General features: G+C 71.2%; 19 protein-coding genes and 1 pseudogene. 6 read left to right on the forward strand and 14 right to left on the reverse strand.

All coding sequences use genetic code 11. From position 1 onward, the window contains the following. The 3 genes and pseudogenes from HMPREF0591_RS32855 to ssd form a co-directional block, all read right to left on the reverse strand. Window positions 1–217, reverse strand: a pseudogene (locus HMPREF0591_RS32855) (type II secretion system F family protein); the annotation flags it as partial. Beyond that, window positions 214–1,374 carry a TadA family conjugal transfer-associated ATPase gene (locus HMPREF0591_RS01470; RefSeq protein ID WP_007166611.1) on the reverse strand — a complete coding sequence of 387 codons (1,161 nt, stop codon included), beginning with the start codon at window positions 1,372–1,374 and terminating at the stop codon, window positions 214–216. The pseudogene HMPREF0591_RS32855 and the gene HMPREF0591_RS01470, both read right to left, overlap by 4 nt. Further along, window positions 1,371–2,423, reverse strand: coding sequence for a septum site-determining protein Ssd (ssd, locus tag HMPREF0591_RS01475; RefSeq protein WP_040621639.1), 1,053 nt, complete (start codon window positions 2,421–2,423; stop codon window positions 1,371–1,373). Before ssd ends, HMPREF0591_RS01470 begins: the two co-directional genes overlap by 4 nt. A 481-nt stretch (window positions 2,424–2,904) precedes the next feature. Between ssd and HMPREF0591_RS01480 the strand changes: the two genes are divergently transcribed. After that, a complete protein-coding gene (locus HMPREF0591_RS01480; RefSeq protein WP_040620886.1) occupies window positions 2,905–3,750 on the forward strand; it encodes an HAD-IB family hydrolase in 846 nt (281 codons plus the stop codon). A gap of 429 nt (window positions 3,751–4,179) precedes the next feature. Here HMPREF0591_RS01480 and HMPREF0591_RS01485 read toward each other — a convergent pair whose 3' ends face one another. The 5 genes from HMPREF0591_RS01485 to HMPREF0591_RS01505 are packed head-to-tail and all read right to left on the reverse strand — an operon-like array spanning window position 4,180 to window position 9,996. Continuing rightward, a complete protein-coding gene (locus HMPREF0591_RS01485; RefSeq protein ID WP_007166614.1) occupies window positions 4,180–4,938 on the reverse strand; it encodes a hypothetical protein in 759 nt (252 codons plus the stop codon). A gap of 11 nt (window positions 4,939–4,949) precedes the next feature. Continuing rightward, window positions 4,950–6,578 (reverse strand): dipeptide ABC transporter ATP-binding protein, encoded by a 1,629-nt coding sequence (locus HMPREF0591_RS01490; protein ID WP_085981551.1) that lies wholly within the window; start codon window positions 6,576–6,578, stop codon window positions 4,950–4,952. Then, entirely contained in the window at window positions 6,575–7,447 is an 873-nt protein-coding gene (locus HMPREF0591_RS01495; RefSeq protein ID WP_007166616.1) for an ABC transporter permease, read from the reverse strand. Before HMPREF0591_RS01495 ends, HMPREF0591_RS01490 begins: the two co-directional genes overlap by 4 nt. Further along, entirely contained in the window at window positions 7,440–8,366 is a 927-nt protein-coding gene (locus tag HMPREF0591_RS01500; RefSeq protein ID WP_007166617.1) for an ABC transporter permease, read from the reverse strand. The genes HMPREF0591_RS01495 and HMPREF0591_RS01500 overlap by 8 nt, the downstream gene beginning before the upstream one ends. Window positions 8,367–8,370: 4 nt before the next feature. Then, entirely contained in the window at window positions 8,371–9,996 is a 1,626-nt protein-coding gene (locus tag HMPREF0591_RS01505; RefSeq protein ID WP_007166618.1) for a peptide ABC transporter substrate-binding protein, read from the reverse strand. A gap of 76 nt (window positions 9,997–10,072) precedes the next feature. Between HMPREF0591_RS01505 and HMPREF0591_RS01510 the strand changes: the two genes are divergently transcribed. Then, window positions 10,073–10,894 carry a hypothetical protein gene (locus tag HMPREF0591_RS01510; RefSeq protein ID WP_040620888.1) on the forward strand — a complete coding sequence of 274 codons (822 nt, stop codon included), beginning with the start codon at window positions 10,073–10,075 and terminating at the stop codon, window positions 10,892–10,894. Between the two features lie 4 nt (window positions 10,895–10,898). On the opposite strand, the gene HMPREF0591_RS01515 is transcribed toward HMPREF0591_RS01510, so the two are convergent. After that, on the reverse strand, window positions 10,899–11,441 hold the full coding sequence (locus HMPREF0591_RS01515; protein ID WP_170826045.1) for a DUF4232 domain-containing protein: 543 nt from the start codon (window positions 11,439–11,441) through the stop codon (window positions 10,899–10,901). A 116-nt stretch (window positions 11,442–11,557) separates the two neighbouring features. Here HMPREF0591_RS01515 and acs point away from each other — a divergent pair, with 116 nt between their 5' ends. Further along, a complete protein-coding gene (acs, locus tag HMPREF0591_RS01520; protein WP_007166621.1) occupies window positions 11,558–13,507 on the forward strand; it encodes an acetate--CoA ligase in 1,950 nt (649 codons plus the stop codon). 2 nt (window positions 13,508–13,509) lie between these two features. Here acs and HMPREF0591_RS01525 read toward each other — a convergent pair whose 3' ends face one another. After that, window positions 13,510–14,208: a chymotrypsin family serine protease gene (locus HMPREF0591_RS01525; RefSeq protein ID WP_007166622.1), complete on the reverse strand. Its 699-nt coding sequence runs from the start codon at window positions 14,206–14,208 to the stop codon at window positions 13,510–13,512. A 203-nt stretch (window positions 14,209–14,411) separates the two neighbouring features. On the opposite strand from HMPREF0591_RS01525, the gene HMPREF0591_RS01530 reads away from it, so the two are divergent. Next, window positions 14,412–14,939, forward strand: coding sequence for a phage holin family protein (locus HMPREF0591_RS01530; RefSeq protein WP_007166623.1), 528 nt, complete (start codon window positions 14,412–14,414; stop codon window positions 14,937–14,939). After that, on the forward strand, window positions 14,940–15,893 hold the full coding sequence (locus HMPREF0591_RS01535; protein WP_007166624.1) for an alpha/beta fold hydrolase: 954 nt from the start codon (window positions 14,940–14,942) through the stop codon (window positions 15,891–15,893). Here HMPREF0591_RS01535 and marP read toward each other — a convergent pair. From marP to nth, 4 genes are read right to left on the reverse strand one after another with little or no spacing between them, the layout of a single operon-like run. Continuing rightward, on the reverse strand, window positions 15,886–17,079 hold the full coding sequence (marP, locus tag HMPREF0591_RS01540; protein ID WP_085981552.1) for an acid resistance serine protease MarP: 1,194 nt from the start codon (window positions 17,077–17,079) through the stop codon (window positions 15,886–15,888). The genes HMPREF0591_RS01535 and marP overlap by 8 nt on opposite strands. Before the next feature lie 11 nt (window positions 17,080–17,090). Further along, window positions 17,091–17,906, reverse strand: coding sequence for an NUDIX hydrolase (locus HMPREF0591_RS01545; protein ID WP_040621645.1), 816 nt, complete (start codon window positions 17,904–17,906; stop codon window positions 17,091–17,093). Between the two features lie 29 nt (window positions 17,907–17,935). After that, a complete protein-coding gene (locus HMPREF0591_RS01550; protein WP_007166627.1) occupies window positions 17,936–18,583 on the reverse strand; it encodes a TlpA disulfide reductase family protein in 648 nt (215 codons plus the stop codon). A gap of 9 nt (window positions 18,584–18,592) precedes the next feature. Next, window positions 18,593–19,273, reverse strand: a complete 681-nt coding sequence (nth, locus tag HMPREF0591_RS01555) for an endonuclease III (protein WP_007166628.1) — start codon at window positions 19,271–19,273, stop codon at window positions 18,593–18,595. A gap of 173 nt (window positions 19,274–19,446) precedes the next feature. Here nth and HMPREF0591_RS01560 point away from each other — a divergent pair, with 173 nt between their 5' ends. Beyond that, the gene (locus HMPREF0591_RS01560) at window positions 19,447–19,842 is read left to right on the forward strand and encodes a hypothetical protein (RefSeq protein ID WP_007166629.1); all 396 of its coding nucleotides are present in this window, start codon (window positions 19,447–19,449) and stop codon (window positions 19,840–19,842) included.

Below are 19,842 nucleotides of genomic sequence, written 5' to 3' on the forward strand. Positions count from 1 at the left end.
GCAGGCCCGCGGTGGCGCCCACGACCGCGACGGCCAGCACCGTGGTCAGTGGCAGCAGCGCCACTACCGTGGCGGCCGCGGCACCGGCGGCAAGCCAACCCGGGACGCGTTGCCGCCGCCTGTTCGCCGGCCGCGGCGCGAGCCGGCGCCGCGGTGACGGCGGGAGGACGATCAGCGCCAGCGCCAACAGCAGGGCGCCGGCCGTCAGGCCGTTCATGCCGGCATCCGGTCCTGCAGCAGGCGGCGCAGCAGCCCGGCGTCGTCGGTCGCGCCCCCGTCGGCGCGCCACACTGTGACCGCCCGAACCCGCCCCTCGACCTGGCGCAGCACGGCGATTTCGTCGAGCCGGCGCCGCCCCGCGCGATCCCGGGCGACGTGCAGCAGCACCCGGACCGCCGCGGCGAGCTGGCTGTGCAGGGCCGCGCGGTCGAGACCGCCCAGCGCGCCCAGCGCCTCCAGCCGTGCGGGGACCTCGGCCGGGCTGTTCGCGTGCACCGTGCCCGCTCCCCCGTCGTGGCCCGTGTTCAGCGCCGCCAGCAGATCCACCACCTCGGCTCCCCGCACCTCGCCGACGACGATGCGGTCGGGCCGCATCCGCAGGGCCTGACGTACGAGTTGGCGTACCGCAACCTCGCCGACGCCTTCGACGTTGGCGCACCGCGCGACCAGCTTGACGAAGTGCGGATGCCGGGGGGCCAGCTCGGCGGCGTCCTCGACGCACACGATCCGTTCGGTCGGCGCCACGGCCCCGAGCAGGGCCGCGAGCAGGGTGGTCTTGCCCGCCCCCGTTCCGCCGCACACCAGGAACGCCAGCCGGGCCGCGACGATGTCGGCGACCAGGGCGGCGGCCTCGGGGGCGACGGCGCCCGAGGCGATCAGGGCCGCCAGGTCCTGGGCGGCCGGGCGCAGCACCCGCAGCGACAGGCAGGTGCCCGCGGCCGCCACCGGCGGCAGCACCGCGTGCAAGCGCACCGCGAACCCGGTGCCGACACCGGCCAGCTGGCCGTCCACCCACGGCTGCGCGTCGTCCAGGCGCCGGCCGGCGGCCAGCGCCAGCCGCTGCGCCAGGCGCCGCACCGCCGGCTCGTCGGCGAACCGAACCTGGGTGCGCCGCAGACCGTTCCCGTCGTCGACCCACACCGCGTCGGGCGCGGTGACCAGCACGTCGGTGGTGCCGTCCGCGCACAACAACGGCTCGAGGATGCCGGCGCCGGTCAGTTCGCTCTGCAGCACCCGCAGATTCGCCAGCACCTCGGTGTCACCGAGCATCCCGCCGGACTCGGCCCGGATCGCGGCGGCCACGACATTCGGACCCAGCGGGGCGGACTCGGCAGCGAGCCGCTCGCGCACCCGGTCGATCAGCGACCCACTCACGCGGCCCCGCCGTTTCGCGCCGGCCCGCGCGCCATCACGGCGAGCACCTGGCGGGCCGCCGCCGCGAGCGCCGACCGTCGTCCCGGCCGCAGGCCGCCGCGCTCCAGCTGCTCCGCGACGCGCGGCTCCGCCTTCATCGACGCCAGCAAGGGCAGCCCGGTGATGTCGGCGATCTCGGCCGCCCGCAACCCGCCCGGAGACGGGCCGCGCACCACCAACCCGACGTTCGGGTTGACGCCGGCCAGCACCGGGGCCAGCGCACCCGTCGCCGCGCAGGCGGGCACGTCGCAGCGGCTGACCACGACGACGAGGTCGGCGGCGTCCAGCGCCGCCTGCGCCGCGCCGGTGAGGCGGCGCGGCAGGTCGCAGACGACCGTGACCGCGCCGCGCCGACCGGCGTCGACGATGGCGTGCACCGGCCCGGCCGCCGGCTCGTATCCGCGCCGGGTGCCCGACAGCGCGCTCACTCCCCGGTGCCGCGGTAACGCCGCACGCACGGCCGGCCAGTCGAGCCGGCCACCCTGCAGCGCCAGGTCGGGCCAGCGCAGCCCCGGCGCGTCCTCGGCGCCCAGCAGGAGATCGAGCCCGCCGCCCCAGGGGTCGAGGTCGACCAACAACGCGTCGTCGGCGGCCTGCGCCAGGGCGACGGCCAGTGCCGACGCGCCCGCCCCGCCACACCCGCCGATGACGGCGACGACGTCGCCGCGCGCCCCGTCGCCGCGCGACGATTCGGCGGCCTCGGCGAGCGCACGCACCAGGTCACGCTCCCGCTCGGGCAGCCGCAGCACGTGCGCCGCGCCGACCGCGACGGCCGCCGCCCAGGTGGCGGTGGCCGGGTCGGTTGGCGTCAGCACGCTCACGTGGGTGCGGCGCGGCAGTCCGCCCCGGGCGCACCGGTCGGCCGAAGCCTCGTCCAGCACCACGGCCGCGGCGGCCGACCACGTCTTGCGGCTCGGGGCGCCGCCGGCATGGACGACCCGGACGCCCACCGCCGCGGCCACGCGATCCAACTCCCGGCGCAATTCCGGGTCCGCCAAGACCGCCAACACGCCCGCGGACGCCACCGGCTCGGTGCGCGAGGTGCTTGTCACGCGCCCACTCTGCGGCGGCGCGATATTGGACACCAGTCCCAAACGCCGGATCTGTGGATAGAGACGCGAGTGTGCACAAAGAGGTTGGTCGGCCCTCTGCCGGCGCACGCGGGAGGACACGTCCGCAACCACTTGGGCGATCGCGTTGGGCGTTCCGTACACGCGGAAAAGACCGGAGAAAAGGGACGACCCCCGCCAGGGGGGGAGGAGGCGAGGGTCGTCGTGTATCAGCCCCGGGGGGTCGGGCTGATACACCCTCGGCTCAGGCCGAGTAATGCTTACTATACACATGACAAGCCGCGGTAACGCAATAGCTCTTTCTATGAAAGAACAGGTTGAGCCGCAAAAACATTGGCGTTACCGGTGGTCCCAAGTAGCTGAGCGGCCCATTCGGGCCCGGAACCGCAGCCCCGCCGGACGGGCGACCTATGCTGGGTCGGTGACCGTCTTCGACCCGGGCGCGGAACAGCACACGGCGGCAACCACCGCGGCCCGGGCCCGCACCGCGGCCTTCTTCGACCTGGACAAGACGATCATCGCCAAGTCCAGCACGCTGGCGTTCAGCAAACCGTTTTTCAACCAGGGACTGCTGAACCGCCGCGCGGTGCTCAAGTCGAGCTACGCCCAGTTCATCTATCTGCTCTCCGGTGCCGATCATGACCAGATGGACCGGATGCGCATTCACATGACGAACATGGTCGCCGGTTGGGACGTGGAACAGGTCAAGTCCATCGTCAACGAAACGCTGCACGAGATCGTGACCCCGCTGGTGTTCGCCGAGGCCGCGGATCTGATCGCCGCCCACAAGTTGTGCGGGCGGGACGTGGTCGTGGTCTCGGCCTCCGGCGAGGAGATCGTGGCGCCGATCGCCCGGGCGCTCGGCGCCACCCATGCGATGGCGACCCGCATGGTCGTGGAGGACGGGCGGTACACCGGCGAGATCGCGTTCTACTGCTACGGCGAGGGCAAGGTCCAGGCGATCCGCGAGCTCGCCGCCCGTGAGGGCTACCCGCTGGAGCATTGCTACGCCTACTCCGACTCGATCACCGATTTGCCGATGCTCGAATCCGTCGGCCATCCCAGCGTCGTCAACCCCGACCGCGGATTGCGGCGGGAAGCCGTCGAACGCGGTTGGCCGGTGCTGTCGTTCTCCCGGCCGGTGTCGCTGCGCGACCGCATCCCGGCGCCCTCGGGGGCCGCGATCGCGACGACCGCCGCCGTGGGCGTCAGTGCGTTGGCGGCCGGCGCCGTCACCTATTCGCTGTTGCGCCGCTTCGCGTTCTAGCCTCCGGCAGCAAACGCCATGGCGCGGACCTTCGCAATTTTCGCAAAATTGGGCCTTGCTGCGCTAAGGGTCTAGTAGTACAAAGGAACCACGGAAGCCCGGTGAGGCCTAGGTCGATCCGGAAGAGAAGGTTCGATCTCCCGATCCGGGCGCCCAGCACGGTGCTCGGCACCCACGCGGAGTCATAGCCGCGATAATGGCAGAAGTGTTGCGGGCCTGCGTAATTGCGATATGTGGACGGTGTCGACGACCCTTTGGGTGGGGTTGCAACCGGAAGCATCGCAAGATCGCCGAGGCCAACCCACGCAGCCCCGAAATGCACGCATGGTAACCGAGTTCCGTGCTAGCGGGCGGCGGACCGAATTCTTCGGGACGTCGCCCGCTTTGCATTGTCTTGCATTGTCTGAGGGCGTTTTTCGCCGCCGCCAGCTACCGACTGGACAGTGAATCGGCGATCGTCAACGCCTCCTGCGCGCCGGCCCGGATCGCTCGGCAGCACAGCACCAGCCAGGCCCCCACCCCCTCCGGGCTGCCGTTCGCGAAGCCCTGCGCGGCGTCGCGATAGTCCGCGGGCTGGCGCATCCAACTCACCTCGGGCACACCCAATCCGTGTGGATCCAGCCCGCTGGCGATGGTCACCAACCGCGACACCGCGCGGGCCACCACGCCGTCCGCGCTGCCGAAGGGCCGCAGCGTCAGCAGTTCGCCGTGGGCGACCGCGGCGACCACCGGGGCCGGGGCCCGCGTGCCGCCGCTCACCAACTCCGCGAGCAGCTCCAGCCGCGGCCCGACGCCGGCGTCGGCGCGGGGCCGGCCCAGCCGGTCCTCCTCGACCTGGTCGGCCGCCGCCAGCATGTGCAGCCGGGCGAGCGCCTGCAGCGGTGCCCGCCGCCAGATCCCGACCAGGGGCCCCTCCCCACCTTCGAGCGCCTGGGCCACGCGCAGCGCCCCGCCGAACACCGGATCGCTGACGGCCGCCGCGTCGGCGAGGTCCTCCAGCCGCACGGGACCGCCGTCGAGCACCGACGAGGCGCGCGCCGCCCGCAAGGCCGCTTCGGCGGCGGTCACCGGCCAGCCGCGCAGGTTCGCCCGGTGGCGATGCGCGCGGCCCAGAGCCTCGCGGGCCCGGTCGCTGGCCTCGGCGACGCCCGGCAACTCCAGCAGCGGGGCCAGTGGATCGGCGGTCACAGGGTGCCAACCTATCCCGGCGGCGCCGGGGCCCGCGGGATGGCCTCCAGCAGCCGGCGGGTGTACTCGTGCCGGGGCCGGGTGAACAGCTCCTCCGTGGGGGCCTGCTCCACCACCCGGCCGGCGCGCATCACCAGGACCTCGTCGGCGACCTGCCGGATCACCGCCAGGTCATGGCTGATGAACAGGTAGGCCAGCCCCAGTTCGGCCTGCAGGCGGGCCAGCAACTCGAGGATCTGGGACTGCACCAGGACGTCGAGGGCCGAGACCGCCTCGTCGCAGACGAGCACCTCGGGCCGCAGCGCCAGGGCCCGCGCGATCGCCACCCGCTGGCGTTGGCCACCGGACAGCTCGCGGGGCAGCCGCCCCAATATCGACGACGGCAGCGCCACCTGGTCGACGAGCTCGCGTACCGCCCGCTCGCGCTCCCCGCGGTCACCGACGCGGTGGATGCGCAGCGGTTCCTCGACGGCGCGAAACACCGTGTACCTGGGATCCAGGCTGCCGTAGGGGTTTTGGAAGACCGGCTGCACCCGCCGCCGGAAGGCCAATTGCCGCTCGGCGCTCAGGGCGGCGTCGACCCGGGTGCCGTCGAAGACGACCGTGCCGGAGCTGGGCGCCAGGAGACCGAGCACCATGTGCGCCAGCGTGGACTTGCCCGAACCGGACTCGCCGGCGATCGCCAGCGTGCCGGCGCGCCGCAGCCGGAACGAAACCCCGTCCACGGCGCGGAAATCGGCCCGCCTCCCCCGCCACCACCCGGGCGACCCACCCGACTCGCGGTAGGTCTTGGTCAGTCCCGAGGCGACCAGGATGTCGTCGGACGCGCGGCGCTCCGCCGGCCGCGGCCGGGGCGGGCGGTGCACCGCCAGCGACGGCGCGGCGGCCACCAACCGGCGGGTGTATTCGTGTTGCGGGTCGGCCAGGATCGAGCGCGCCGCACCGGATTCCACCACGACCCCCTCGCGCATCACGACCACGGACTCGGCGCGCTCGGCGGCCAGCGCCAGGTCGTGGGTGATCAGCAGCAGGGCGGTGCCGAGTTCCGCGGTGAGCCCCTGCAGGTGATCGAGCACCTGCCGCTGCACGGTGACGTCCAGGGCGGACGTCGGCTCGTCGGCGATCAGCAGTCGCGGCCGGCCGGCCAACCCGATCGCGATCAACGCCCGCTGGCACATGCCGCCGGACAGTTGGTGGGGGTAGCGGCCCGCCTGCTTGGTCGGGTCCGGCATGCCGGCCTGGGCGAGCAGCTCCACCGCGCGCCGTCGCGTATGACGGTCGGAGGTGTTGGCCCGCAGCGCTTCCGCGACCTGGAAGCCGACCTTCCACACGGGGTTGAGGTTGGTCATCGGGTCCTGGGGGATGTAACCGATCTCGCGGCCCCGGATCGAGCGCAGCGTGCGGCGGTCGGCCCCGGCGATGTCGGCCCCGTCGAAGACGATGCGCCCGCCGGTGATCCGGCCGCCGGGCGCCAGCAGCCCGAGGATCGCGGCCGCGGTGGTGGATTTCCCCGAGCCCGACTCGCCCACCACCGCGACCGTATGGCCGGGCAGGACGCTCAGATCGACGGCGCGGACGGCCGGGTGAGCGCCGAAGCGAACCTCGAGGCGCTCGACGGCCAGCAGTGGTCTGTCGGTCACGGCCGCCACACCCGGGACGCCGGATCCAGGGCGTCGCGCAACGCGTCGCCCATCATCATGAAGGCCAGCACCGTGGTCGCCAGCGCGCCGGCGGGATAGAACAGGATCGGCGACCCCGCCCGCAGCCGCGTCTGGGCGAGGTTGATGTCGCCGCCCCAGGACACCACCGACGGCGGCAGCCCGACGCCCAGATAGGACAGCGTGGCCTCGGTGACGATGAAGGCGCCCAGCGCGATGGTGGCCATCGCGATGACCGGCCCCAGGGCGTTGGGCAGCGCGTGCCGCAGCAGGATCTGAAAGCGGCTCAGCCCCAGGGCTTTCGCGGCCAGCACGTAATCGCTGCCGCGCACCGCGAGCACCGACCCCCGCGCGATGCGGGCCACCTGCGGCCAGCCGAACAGCGCGAGGACGGCGATCACGGTCCACACCGTGCGGTGGCGCATGACCTGCATCAGAACGATGGCGGCCAGCAGCAGCGGCAAGCCGAAGAACACGTCGCCGACCCGGGAGACCACCGCGTCGATCCAGCCGCCGTAGAACCCGGCCAGCGCGCCGAGCGCGCCGCCGACGACGAACACCGCCAGGGCCGCCCCCACCCCGACGGTGACCGAGGCCCGCGCGCCGTAGACGGTGCGGGCGTAGACGTCGTGACCCTGCAGGTCGGTGCCGAACCAGTGGGCGCGCGACGGCGGCAGCAGGCTCTGAGCCGGGTCGGCGTAGGCGGGGTCGGCGGCGGTGAACAACGCGGGGAACAGCGCGACCGCGGCGATGAACAGGATCAGCAGGCCGGCGATGACGAACTTCGGGCGCGCGCGCAACCCGCGCCAGGTGTCGCGCCAGAAGCCACTGCGCCTCGACCGCTCAGCCATACCGGATCCTCGGGTCCAGCGCGGCGTACAGCAGGTCCACCGCCAGGTTCGTCACCAGGTAGACCAGCACCAGCACCGTCACGATCGACACCACGGTCGGCGCCTCCTGGCGGGTGACGGCCTGGTACAGCACGCCGCCGACGCCGTGGATGTTGAAGATGCCTTCGGTCACGATGGCTCCGCCCATCAGCGCCCCCAGGTCGGCGCCCAGAAAGGTCACCACCGGGATCAGCGAATTGCGCAGGATGTGCACCATCACCACCCGCGGCCGGGACAACCCCTTGGCGGTGGCGGTGCGGACGTGGTCGGCGTGCGCGTTGGCGGCGACCGCGGACCGGGTCAACCGCACCACGTAGGCGAACGACACCGAGCCCAGCACGATGCCGGGCAGCAGCAGGCGCCCGAACGTCGACCGCTCCCCCACCGTGACCGGCGCGATGCCCAACCGCACCCCGAAGACGAACTGGGCCAGAAACCCCAGGACGAAGATGGGGACCGCGATGATGACGAGCCCGGCGATCAGCACGCCCGCGTCGAAAAGCCCGCCGGTGCGCAGGCCGGCGATCACCCCGAAGCCGATGCCCAGCACGGCCTCGACGGCCAGGGCGATCAGCGCCAGCCGCAGCGTGACCGGAAAGGCGTGCGCCAGAACGTCACTCACCGGCAGCCCGGAGTAGGAACGGCCCAGGTCGCCGTGCAGGACGCCGCCGAGGTAGCGCAGGTACTGCACGACGAACGGGTCGTCGAGGTGGTAGCGGGCCCGCAGTTGCGCGGCGACCTCGGGCGTCAGCGGACGGTCCCCGGCCATCGCGGCCACCGGGTCCCCCGGCAACAGGAAGACCATGCCGTAGATCAGCAGCGTGGCGCCGAGGAAAACGGGCACCATGACGGCGATCCGGCGCGCGATGTAGGAACCCATCCCGTCAGGCCTTGACGATGTTCTCGTAGTCGGGCAGGCCGTTCCAGGTGAGCTTGACGCCGCTCACCTGCGGCGACCATCCGACCACCGCGATGTAGTACCAGAGCGGCACGGCGGGCATGTCGCGCAGCAGGATTCGCTGGGCATTGTTGACCAGCACATCCGCCTGCCGCAGGTTCGGCGCGGCCTCGGCGGCGGCCAGCCCGGCGTCGAACGCCGGGTTCGAGTAGCCGACGTCGTTGGAGCCCGCCCCGGTGGCATACAGCGGGGCCAGGAATTCGATCATCGATGGGTAGTCGCCGATCCAGCCCGCGCGAAAGGCGGTGTCGATGCTGCGGTTGCTGATCTGGGTGCGGAAACCCGCGAACGTGGGGTGCGGCGCGCCGACGGCATCGATGCCCAGCACGTTCTTGATGCTGTTGGCCACCGCGTCCACCCACTCTTGATGGCCGCTGTCGGCGTTGTACGCGATCCGGTACCGCCCGCCCCACGGCGAGATCGCGTTGGCTTGGGCCCAGAGTTGGCGTGCCCGTTCGGGATTGAAGTCCAACGCGTCGTTGCCCGGGATGTGCGGATCGAATCCGGGCAACGAGCTGGCGGTGAAGTCACGCGCCGGGCTGCGGCTGCCGTTGAAGATCTGCTGGCAGATCTGCGGGCGGTTGATGGCCGCCGACAACGCCAAGCGGCGCAGCCGACCCTCTTCGCCACCGAAATGCGGCAGCCGCAACGGCGTGTCGAGCGATTGGCTGACCGCGACCGGCCCACTTGCCGCGTTGCCGCCCAGGTCGCGCTTGTAGATCGTCAGCGCGCTGGACGGAATCGTGTCCAGCACATCCAGATTGCCCGACAACAGGTCGGCGTAGGCGGTGTCGAGGTTGGCGTAGAACTCGAACCGCAGGCCCTTGTTGTGGGGTTTGCGATTGCCGCGGTAGTCGGGGTTGGGTTTCAAATCGATCTTGACGTTGTGTTCCCAGGCGGGGCCGTCGGGACCGTCCGCCAGCTGGTACGGGCCGTTGCCGACCGGGTGCCGGCCGAACGCAGCCATGTCCCGAAAGGCCATGTCCGGCAACGGGTAGAACGCACTGTGCCCCAGCCGCAGCGTGAAGTCGACGGTCGGCGCCTTGAGCCGCACGTCGAACTCGAGATCTTTGACCACCCGCAGCCCGGACATGGTGGTCCGGGCCGGCTTCCCGTCCTTAGTGGGACCGGCGACCTCGTCGTACCCGACGATCGGGCTGAAAAAGCTCTGCTGCAGTTGGGCGTTGGTGCTCAGCGCCCCGTAATTCCACGCGTCGACGAACGAATGCGCCGTCACCGGCGAGCCGTCGGTGAACTTCCAGCCGGGCTCGAGGAGGATCCGGTAGTTGACGTTGTCGGTGGTCTCGACCGATTGCGCCACCTCCGGTGACGGCTTGCCGGCGGCGTCATAGGACACCAAACCGGCGAACAGCCGATCCAGGATCCGCCCGCCGAGGCTGTCGTTCGTGGCGGTCGGAATCAGCGGGTTGGGCGGTTCACCGCCGTTGACGACCACCGACTCGGGGGTCAGCGCTCCGCCGCCGCAGCCCGGCACCGAACCGACCGCCAGCGCGAGGGCGGCGGCCAGGAGCAGCACCCGCGTCCGACGCATGACACCCGACCCTAGGGCCTGCCGCCGCGCCCGCGGTGAAGTGCCCGGCGCGGGTCCGCGAATTTAGGATCTCGGCATGACTGTCGCGTATCTGGCTGCGGACAGACCGGGTCTGCTGGCGGGGGAACTGATCTTTACATTCGGCCTTCCCGCAACCGGATTGATCTGTCTGATCGCCGGCCTGCTGGAGCGCTCGCGCAGCCATCGACGGTTCCCACCGCCGTACCAACTTGGCTATCCATATCCACCGGCTCCCCCAACGCCGATGGGGTATCCGGGCCCGTACCCCGCTCAGCAGCCCTACCCGCCCTACCCCGGCTACCCGCCCGCCGTGCCGCCCCGGCCACGAACGAGCAAGTCGGCCACCACGCTGATCACCGTCGGCGCCGTCCTGCTGGGACTGGGCGGGCTGAACATCCTCTTAAACGTGCCGCGTGCGGTATCGAGGGAGGGTGAGCGAGCCCGCAACACCTCGATGCAGGTGGGCGAGTGCATCACTGAATCAACCTTCAAGGCAGAGCGCTTCAGCTCCCGGCCGGACAACGACTGCGCCAACCCGTCGGCGGTCTACGAACTCGCCTTCAAGGGCGGCCCCTCGGCGGCATGCCCCGACGGCAAACGCGATCACTCCGTGTACGACCGTTTCACGGACGACGATTCGATCCTGTGTTTCGCCCTCAATCTCAAAGAAGGACAGTGCTACCAAATTCAGAACCCCGGCGCCCCTGATATGACGATGCGGCTCGGGAACTGCCAGTCCCATACCGGAGTTCCACAGGTCAAGGTCGCGCAACGCATCGACGGGAGTACCGACAAGACGCAATGCCCACAAGGATCCAAGGCGGAAAGCTATCCGGAGCCGGCCCGCGTCTACTGCCTGGCCAGGGCCGACTCGTGACGGCTCAGACCGGGGTGATCGGGTGCACCTGCAGCGTGCAGGCGTCGATGACGGCCGGCACGGTCAGCACCACGGTCGTGTCGGGCGGGTTGACCAGCAGGTCGGTGTAGGTCGGGCACGGTTCGCCGTTGGCGTCGATGGCCATGCTTTCCACGACGGCCTGCGCCTGGGTGGACAGCGAAAGGATCGCGGTGGGCGGCACGTCGGCGCCCCCGGGCAGGCCGCCCATGTAGCCGCGCGGCGTGGGCTCGGCGTGAATCAGCGGGCCGCCGGAGCCCGAGTCCACACCCGGGTACCCGGTCAGCGTGCAGGGCTCGGCGCCGCCGGCGAGGCTGAACACCAGGGTCGACGAGCGGTGGCCCACCGCGGCCTGCGTCGGCGCGGCGGTGACGGCGATCTGGTCCGACCAGCACGGGGCCGGGGCGTCGGCGGAGTCGGTCGGCATGGCCCACGCCGGCGACCCCAGCACGGCGGTGGCCGCGTAACCCGTTGCGACCAACGCGAAACTGGGAACTAGTCGGCGCAAACGCCGCCCGCGACCCGGCACACCGGTGATTATGCGCTCGCGGCGTGCGCTTTGACCTCAGATTTGGCGCTTCCCTTTTCACCTTGCGGCGCTAGGCTCTCTGACGATCGACGAGCCTCGACACTAGGAGGAAGCCCGTGACCGCCACCGACGCCGTAGGCCCGTCGTCGTTTCCCCCGCCGGCGGCGTTCGCCGAGCAGGCCAACGCGGGTGAGGGACTCTACCGCGAGGCCGACGAGGACCGCCTGGCCTTCTGGGCCGAGCAGGCGAACCGGTTGTCGTGGGCGACCCCCTTCACCGAGGTGCTGGATTGGTCGCAGGCGCCGTTCGCCAAGTGGTTCGCCGATGGCAAGCTCAACGTGGCCTACAACTGCGTGGACCGCCACGTGGAGGCCGGCAACGGCGACCGCGTCGCCATCCACTGGGAGGGCGAGCCCGGCGACAGCCGCAGCCTGACCTACGCCGAACTGCAGGAGCAGGTGTGCAAGGCGGCCAACGCGCTGACCGGCCTGGGCCTGGTGGCCGGTGACCGGGTCGCGATCTACATGCCGCTGATCCCCGAGGCGGTGATCTCGATGCTCGCGTGCGCGCGCCTGGGCATCATGCACAGCGTCGTGTTCGCCGGCTTCACCGCCAAGGCGCTGCGGGCCCGGATCTCCGACGCCCAGGCCAAGTTGGTGATCACCAGCGACGGGCAATTCCGCCGCGGCAAGCCGGCACCGCTGAAGGACGCGGCCGACGAGGCGGTCAACGATCCCGAGAGCCCCGTCGAGCGCGTCCTGGTGGTGCGGCGCACCGGAATCGACGTGTCGTGGAACGACGACCGCGACCTGTGGTGGCACGACGTCGTCGACGCGGCGTCGCCCGAACACACCCCGGAGCCCTTCGACGCCGAGCAGCCGCTGTTTCTGCTCTACACCTCCGGCACCACCGGCAAGCCCAAGGGCATCGTGCACACCAGCGGCGGCTACCTGGCCCAGAGCTCCTACACGCACTACTACATCTTCGACATCAAGCCCGAGCGCGACGTGTTCTGGTGCACAGCCGATATCGGCTGGGTCACCGGGCACACCTACGGCGTCTACGGCCCGCTGTCCAACGGGGTCACCGAGGTGCTCTACGAGGGCACGCCCGACTCGCCGACCCAGCACCGGCACTTCGAGATCATCGAAAAGTACGGCGTGACAATCTATTACACCGCGCCGACGCTGATCAGGACGTTCATGAAGTGGGGACGCGAGATCCCCGACGCGCACGACCTGTCCAGCCTGCGACTGCTGGGAACGGTGGGCGAGCCGATCAACCCGGAGGCGTGGCGCTGGTACCGCACGGTGATCGGCGCCGACCGCCTCCCGATCGTGGACACCTGGTGGCAGACCGAGACCGGCGCCGCGATGATCTCCCCGCTGCCCGGGGTCGCCGCGGCCAAGCCGGGTTCGGCGATGAGGGCCTTGCCGGGCATCTCCGCGAGCATCGTCGACGACCACGGCGATCACCTGACGCCCACCGTCCATCACGGCGAACACGTCACCGGCTACCTGGTCCTGGACCAGCCGTGGCCGTCGATGCTGCGCGGCATCTGGGGCGATCCGGAGCGCTACGTCGAGACCTATTGGTCCCGGTTCGCCGACCAGGGCTGGTACTTCGCCGGGGACAGCGCCTACTACGACCGCGACGGCGCCATCTGGGTGGTCGGCCGCATCGACGACGTGATGAACGTGTCGGGGCACCGGCTCTCGAGCGCCGAATTGGAGTCGGCGCTCGTCGGCCACCACGGGGTGGCCGAGGCCGCGGTGGTCGCGAAGGCCGACGAGACCACGGGGCAGGCCGTCTGCGCGTTCGTCGTCTTGTGCGCCGAGTACGAGGTGCACGACGGAATCGTCGACGAGCTGCGGGCCGAGGTGGCCCGGGAGATCTCACCCATCGCCAAGCCGCGCGAGATCCACATCGTGCCCGAACTGCCCAAGACGCGCAGCGGCAAGATCATGCGCCGGCTCCTGCGTGACGTCGCCGACAAGCGGGAGCTGGGCGACACGTCGACGCTGCTGGACCCCGGCGTGTTCGACGCGATCCAGGCCGCGAAGTAGCGTCAGGCCGGTAGTGGCGTGAACCCCGCGCCGGGCCGGTGCTTGGCGTTGACGTCGGCCAGCACCGCGTTGAACGACTGGACCACGGCCGGCGTGTGCAGCGGGATGTACTTGATGACGCAGGTCGGCAGGTTGTCGCTGAACGCGCCGTGGATCATCCCGACCAGCAGGCCGTTGACGGTCACCGGCGCCCCGGAGTCGCCCGGCTGGCCGCAGACCTGCATGACGATGGTGCCGGGGTCCTGGCCCGGTCCCCACGTGACGCCGCACGAGTTACCGGTGGTGCGGCCCTGCTTGCAGGCGATCTCGCCGAAGGCCGGGTCGGGGCCCAGGCCGTTGATCGGGAAACCGTTGTAGTTGGCCGTCGGTGTCACCTTGGCGGGATCGAACTTGATGACCGCGTAGTCGAGGTTGTCGTTGCCGGCCACCATGGTGCCCAGTACGCCGGCGTTCTCGGCGCCCTCGGCGGCGACCTGCGCGCCCGGGCCGCCGCAGTGGGCGGAGGTGAAGCCGATCAGCTCACCGGCGGTGTCGCCGCCGATGGTCGTCAGGGTGCACATCGTGTCCCCGTTGATGACGATGCCGGCGCCGCCGCCCATCGGGATCCTGACGTCGGCGGCCGCGGCGCGCGCGGGGCAACCGACCAGGGTCACCAGGACCGCCGCCATCGCCGCCACGAAGCACCGGTGCGCCGTCTGCACAGCACCACTCCCATCGACAGGCCGGAATCCGGACCGGCGTGGCAAGTCTAGTCGGCCGGGGGTCCCGCCCGCCCTGCCGAGCGCGCACCACTTCCCCGGCCGGTGGACGGCCGCCACCTCGGCTGGCCTCGTCTGGCATGGCGCCGCATGGCAACATGAACCGCGACGACAGCGCCGGGCAGTGACGAAAGAGGGGACCGTCTGTGAGCAAACCCGATGGCAAGAACGGTGTGCCCAGCACCCTGACCACGATCCCCCTGGCCGACCCGCACGCCCGGCCGGCCGAACCGTCGATCGGCGACCTGATCAAGGACGCCACCACGCAGGTCTCCACGCTGGTGCGCGCCGAGGTCGAGCTGGCCCGGGCGGAGATCACCCGGGACGTCAAGAAGGGCCTGACCGGCAGCGTGTTCTTCATCGCCGCGCTGGTGGTGCTGTTCTACTCCACGTTCTTTTTCTTCTTCTTCGTGGCCGAGCTGCTCGACACCTGGCTGTGGCGCTGGGCGGCGTTCCTGATCGTGTTCGGGGCCCAGGTGGTGGTTGGGGCCCTACTGGCGCTGCTGGGCTTCCTCAAGGTGCGCCGCATCCGCGGCCCGCGGGAGACCATCGAATCGGTCAAGGAGACCCGCACCGCCCTCACCCCGGGCCACGACAAGGCGCCGGGCCAGGCCAATCAGCTCGCCGAGCGCGGCAAGCACGAAAAGCCCGATACCGATCCCTCGGGTTGGTAGATGGCGCCGCCGGATCCGTCGGTAACCCGGATCGACGGGCCGTGGCGCCATCTGGACGTGCACGCCAACGGCATCCGGTTCCATGTGGTCGAGGCGCTGCCCGCCGGCGCGGACCATGCCGCACCGCCCACCGACCGGCCCCTGGTGATGTTGCTGCACGGTTTCGGTTCGTTCTGGTGGTCGTGGCGGCACCAGTTGCGGGGGCTGACCGGGGCGCGGGTGGTCGCGGTCGACCTGCGCGGCTACGGCGGCAGCGACAAGCCGCCGCGCGGCTACGACGGCTGGACGCTGGCCGGTGACACGGCCGGACTCATTCGCGCGCTGGGGCACTCGTCGGCGACGCTGGTCGGGCACGCCGACGGGGGGCTGGCCTGCTGGGCCACCGCGCTGCTGCACGCGCGGCTGGTGTCGGCGATCGCGCTGATCAGCTCGCCCCATCCGGCTGCGCTGCGCCGGTCCACCCTGACCCGGCGCGACCAGGGGTACGCGCTGCTGGCGACACTGCTGCGCTACCAGGTGCCGATCTGGCCGGAGCGCCTGTTGACCCGCGACAACGGGGCCGAGATCGAGCGTCTGATCCGCAGCCGCAGTTGCGCCAAATGGCTTGCCTCCGAAGATTTTTCCGAATCCATCCGCCACCTGCGGACGGCCATCCAGATTCCGTCGGCGGCGCACTGCGCGCTGGAGTACCAGCGCTGGGCGGTGCGCAGCCAGCTGCGCGACGAGGGCCGCCGCTTCATGAAGTCGATGTCCCAGCGGCTCAGCGTGCCGCTGCTGCACCTACGCGGCGACGCCGACCCGTACGTGCTGGCCGACCCGGTCGACCGGACACAGCGTTACGCGCCGCACGGACGCTACGTATCCATTGCCGGCGCAGGGCATTTCAGCCACGAAGAGGTGCCCGGGGAAGTCAACAGGCACCTCACGAGGTTCCTCGACCAGGTGGTCAGCTGACGCAGGACCCGGTGCCGACCTGCCGCGTGTCGCCGATCTTGTTGAGCTGACTGGCCACCTCGTCGGCCGTCAGCACGAAGCCCGTGTCGGGGTCGTCGACGGCCGCACCGAACACCACGCCGAGCACGCGCCCGTCCAGGTCGATCAGTGGGCCACCCGAATTGCCTTGCTCCACATTGGCTCTGATGGTGTAGACGTCCCGGGTGACCGGTGCGGGGTCGCGGTAGATGTCGGGCCCGCTGAGCTTGATGACCTCACGGATGCGGGCGGGGGTCGCGGTGAAGTTGCCGCCCCCGGGGTAACCCAGCACCACGACGCTGGTACCGGTTCTCGCCTCGGCCTGCGCGAAGGTCAAGGGCTGCGGCGGCAGGTTGGGGACCGCGAGGATGGCGATGTCGACCGACGGGTCGTAGGACACCACGGTGGCGTCCAGCGGGCTGCCGCTGGCGTAGATCTGCACGCTGTTGGAACCGGCGACGACGTGCGCGTTGGTCATCACCCGGTCGGGTGCGATCACAAATCCGCTGCCCTCCAACACCTTCTGACAGCTCGGCGCAAGGCTGCGCACTTTGACGACGCTCGGCGCGGTGGCCCGCACCACCGGATTGTTGGCCAGCGCGGGGTCGGGCGAGGCGACCGGAATCACCGGGGTGCGGCTGAACGGCTCCAGCACCGCGGGCAGGCCGGAGGTGTTCAGCAGGGCCGACAGCCGCTTGGGCACCGTCTTCAGCCACGGCGGGGCGACCTCGTTGACCTGCGCCAGCACCCGTGAGCCGCGGACCGCGGCGGCCAGCTCCGGCTGGTCTTTGGACTGGGTCAGCGGCGTCGCCAACAGCCAGGCGGCGGTCAACACCACCACGAGCTGGACGCCCACCCCGATGAAGGAGTCGACGGTGCGGATGGCGCGGCTGCGGATCGCGCCGCGGACCGCCCGGCCCAGCACCACTCCCGCGACCTCGCCGATGACCACCAGCGCGAGGATCAAGAACAGGGCGGCGAACAGCTTGGCCCGGGGCGCGGCGATGTGGCTGACCAGGTGGGGCGCCAACAGCACGCCGGCGATCGCGCCCAGCAACACGCCGACGAACGACAGCAGGGAGCCCAGCGCGCCCGATCGCCAGCCCGAGACGGCCGCGATGAAGGCGACCGCGAGCACGGCCACGTCAAGCCACTGCGACGGGGTCATCGAGTTCAAGTTCATCGGTCGGGCCCACCCTGCTCGCCGACCAGCGCCATCGCCGCGTCCAGCTCGCGGACGTCGGTCGTGTCCCAGGGCTGGGCCCAGCCGGCGACGTCGAGCATCGCACAGATCACCTGCCCAGTGAATCCCCAGACCAGCATCTCGTTCAGCAGAAACGCCGGGCCGGCCCACCGGCGGCCGAGGTCGCCGCGGTACACCATGAGCCGGTTGGCCGGGTTGATGAAGGCGCGCACCGGAACCCGCGCCACGATCGCGGTTTCGGCCTCGTTGACGACGGCCACCGGGCCGGGATCCGGCGAATAGGCCAGCACCGGGACGACGTGGAACCGCGACGGCGCGATGAAGGTGCGTTCCATCGTCACCAGGGGACGCAGCCGGGAGACGTCGATCCCGGTCTCCTCCCGCGCCTCGCGCAGGGCGGTCCCGACCGGGCCTTCGTCGTCCGGGTCGGAGGCGCCGCCGGGAAAGGCGGCCTGGCCGGCGTGGTGGCGCAGCGTCGAGGCCCGCACGGTGACCAGGAGGTCGGCGTCGTCGGGGACGCCGCCGTCGGGCGGCGCGGACTCCGGCCCCGAAAACAACACCAGGACGGCGGCTTCGCGCCCGCTGCCGCGCAGCACCGATCCCGCCGCGCCGGTGATCATCGCCAGCACGTCGGCCGGCAGCCGGCGGCGGTACGCGTCGGGCATCCGCTCGACGTTATCGACCAGGGGGCGCAGCCACGGCGGCGAGGCGTCGGGCGCCAGCGGAACCGTCCCGCGCGGGCCGTCGGGCCCCCCACCTCCCGCGGGCGGGTGCGTACCCCCGACCCTCACCGGGCGCTCCAGTCGGTCCAATTTTCGGCTTATCCCTTGTCATTTCCGACCGCGGCGGCGATTTCGTCGGCACTGTCGAAGGCCCGCGGCAGCATCTGCGCAACGCTACCGTCCGGGCGCAGCACCACCGTCGCTGGCATCACGTTCGCGACGCCCAGGGCCGCCGCCACTCGACGGCGGCCGTCCTGCAGCGTCGGCAGTCGAACGCCCAGCTCGGCCAGCCGCAGCAACGCGGCCGTCTCGTTCTCGTCCTGATGCACGGTCAGCACCGTCACGTCCGGCCCGGCGCGGCGTTGATACTCGGCCATTGCGGGCAGCTCGGCCGCGCACGGCGCGCACCAATACGCCCACAGGTTGAGCACCACCCGGCGGCCCGCCAGGGCGCGCGCGACGTCGACAACCGAACCGTCCGCGGCGCACTCGGCCGTCACACCGTGCAGCGCCGCGGGGCCGGGACCGTCGCCGGCGGTGGGACAGGGCGCCAGGTCGGCCCGCTGCCGCGGACCCGCCAGCGCCGCGGCCGTGTCGGCGTCGCGGTGCTCGCGGTCGGGCGCGTTCCGGGCGGTGCCGGGCGTCGGCGTCGTCGCGGAATCGTCGCGCAGCTCGGCGACCAGCGCCGCGGTCAGCGCCGCGACCACCGCAAGGATCGCGATCGTCCAGCGCGTGGTCCGCGTCAAGGCCGTGACCTACAGGCCGGCCAGCGCCAGCAGGTGCTCGGTTTCGGGCCCCCGCACCAGGGGCGCGGCGAGCAGCGGCTCGGTGGGACCGAGGCCGAAGGAGGGGCAGTCCTTGGCCACCACGCACACGCCGCAGGCCGGCTTGCGCGCGTGGCACACCCGGCGGCCGTGGAAGATGACGCGGTGGCTCAACATGGTCCACTCGCTGCGTTCGATCAGATCGCCGGCGGCGCGCTCGATCTTGACCGGGTCCTTGTCGGCGGTCCACCGCCACCGGTGCACCAGCCGCGCGAAGTGGGTGTCGACCGTGATGCCGGGGACCCCGAAGGCGTTGCCCAGGATGACGTTCGCGGTCTTGCGGCCCACCCCGGGCAGCGTGACCAAGTCTTCCATCGTGGACGGCACCTCGCCGTCGAACCGCTCGACGAGGGCCTGCCCGAGGCCGATGAGAGAGGTCGCCTTGTTCCGGAAGAACCCGGTCGGGCGGATCAGGTTCTCCAGTTCGCCGCGGTCGGCCTGCGCGTAATCCAGCGCGGACGGGTACCGCTTGAACAGCGCCGGCGTCGTCAGGTTCACCCGTTTGTCGGTGCTCTGCGCGGATAGGATGGTGGCGACCGTCAGCTCCAGCGGCGTGGTGAAGTCCAGTTCGCAGTGCGCGTCCGGAAACGCCTGCGCCAGCGCCCGATTCATCCGCCTGGCCCGTCGCACCAGGGCGACCCGGGTCTCCTCGGACCAGCGCCGCGCGCCGTCGCCGGCCGCGGGGGCTGACGCGGACTTGTTACGCCCGGAGGACTTCGCCGCTGTCACCTACGACAGAGTACTGATTTCGTGATCTCGCCGAGACCTCGTGTTGATTGAAGGCCATGTTTACTCTCCTTGTGTCATGGTTGCTGGTGGCCTGCGTTCCGGGGCTGCTCATGCTGGCGGCGCTCGGACTGGGCCGGCTCGAACGGGGGCTGGCCCGCGAGGACGTCGCAATGATCGCGGTCACCGAGCTCTTCGAAACCGTCGAGCTCGTCGACATGCGCACGCTGGCCCGGGAGGGCATGCCCGAGGCGCTGGAATACCTGCATCGGCGCGAGGCCCGCGAGCTCGCGGAGGCCGCGCTGGCCGGGCTGACGGCCGGGCCGCGGCACGCGGCGCCGTCGTTCGCCGCCAGCTTCGTCGACCACGGCGAACTGACGTTGCCGACACGCATACAGCCGCATTCGCGGATCAATCCGCAGTTTGAGGCCCCTCGACACGTCAATCGTGTGTAG

The organism is Mycobacterium parascrofulaceum ATCC BAA-614 (genome assembly GCF_000164135.1).
Lineage (GTDB): Bacteria > Actinomycetota > Actinomycetes > Mycobacteriales > Mycobacteriaceae > Mycobacterium > Mycobacterium parascrofulaceum.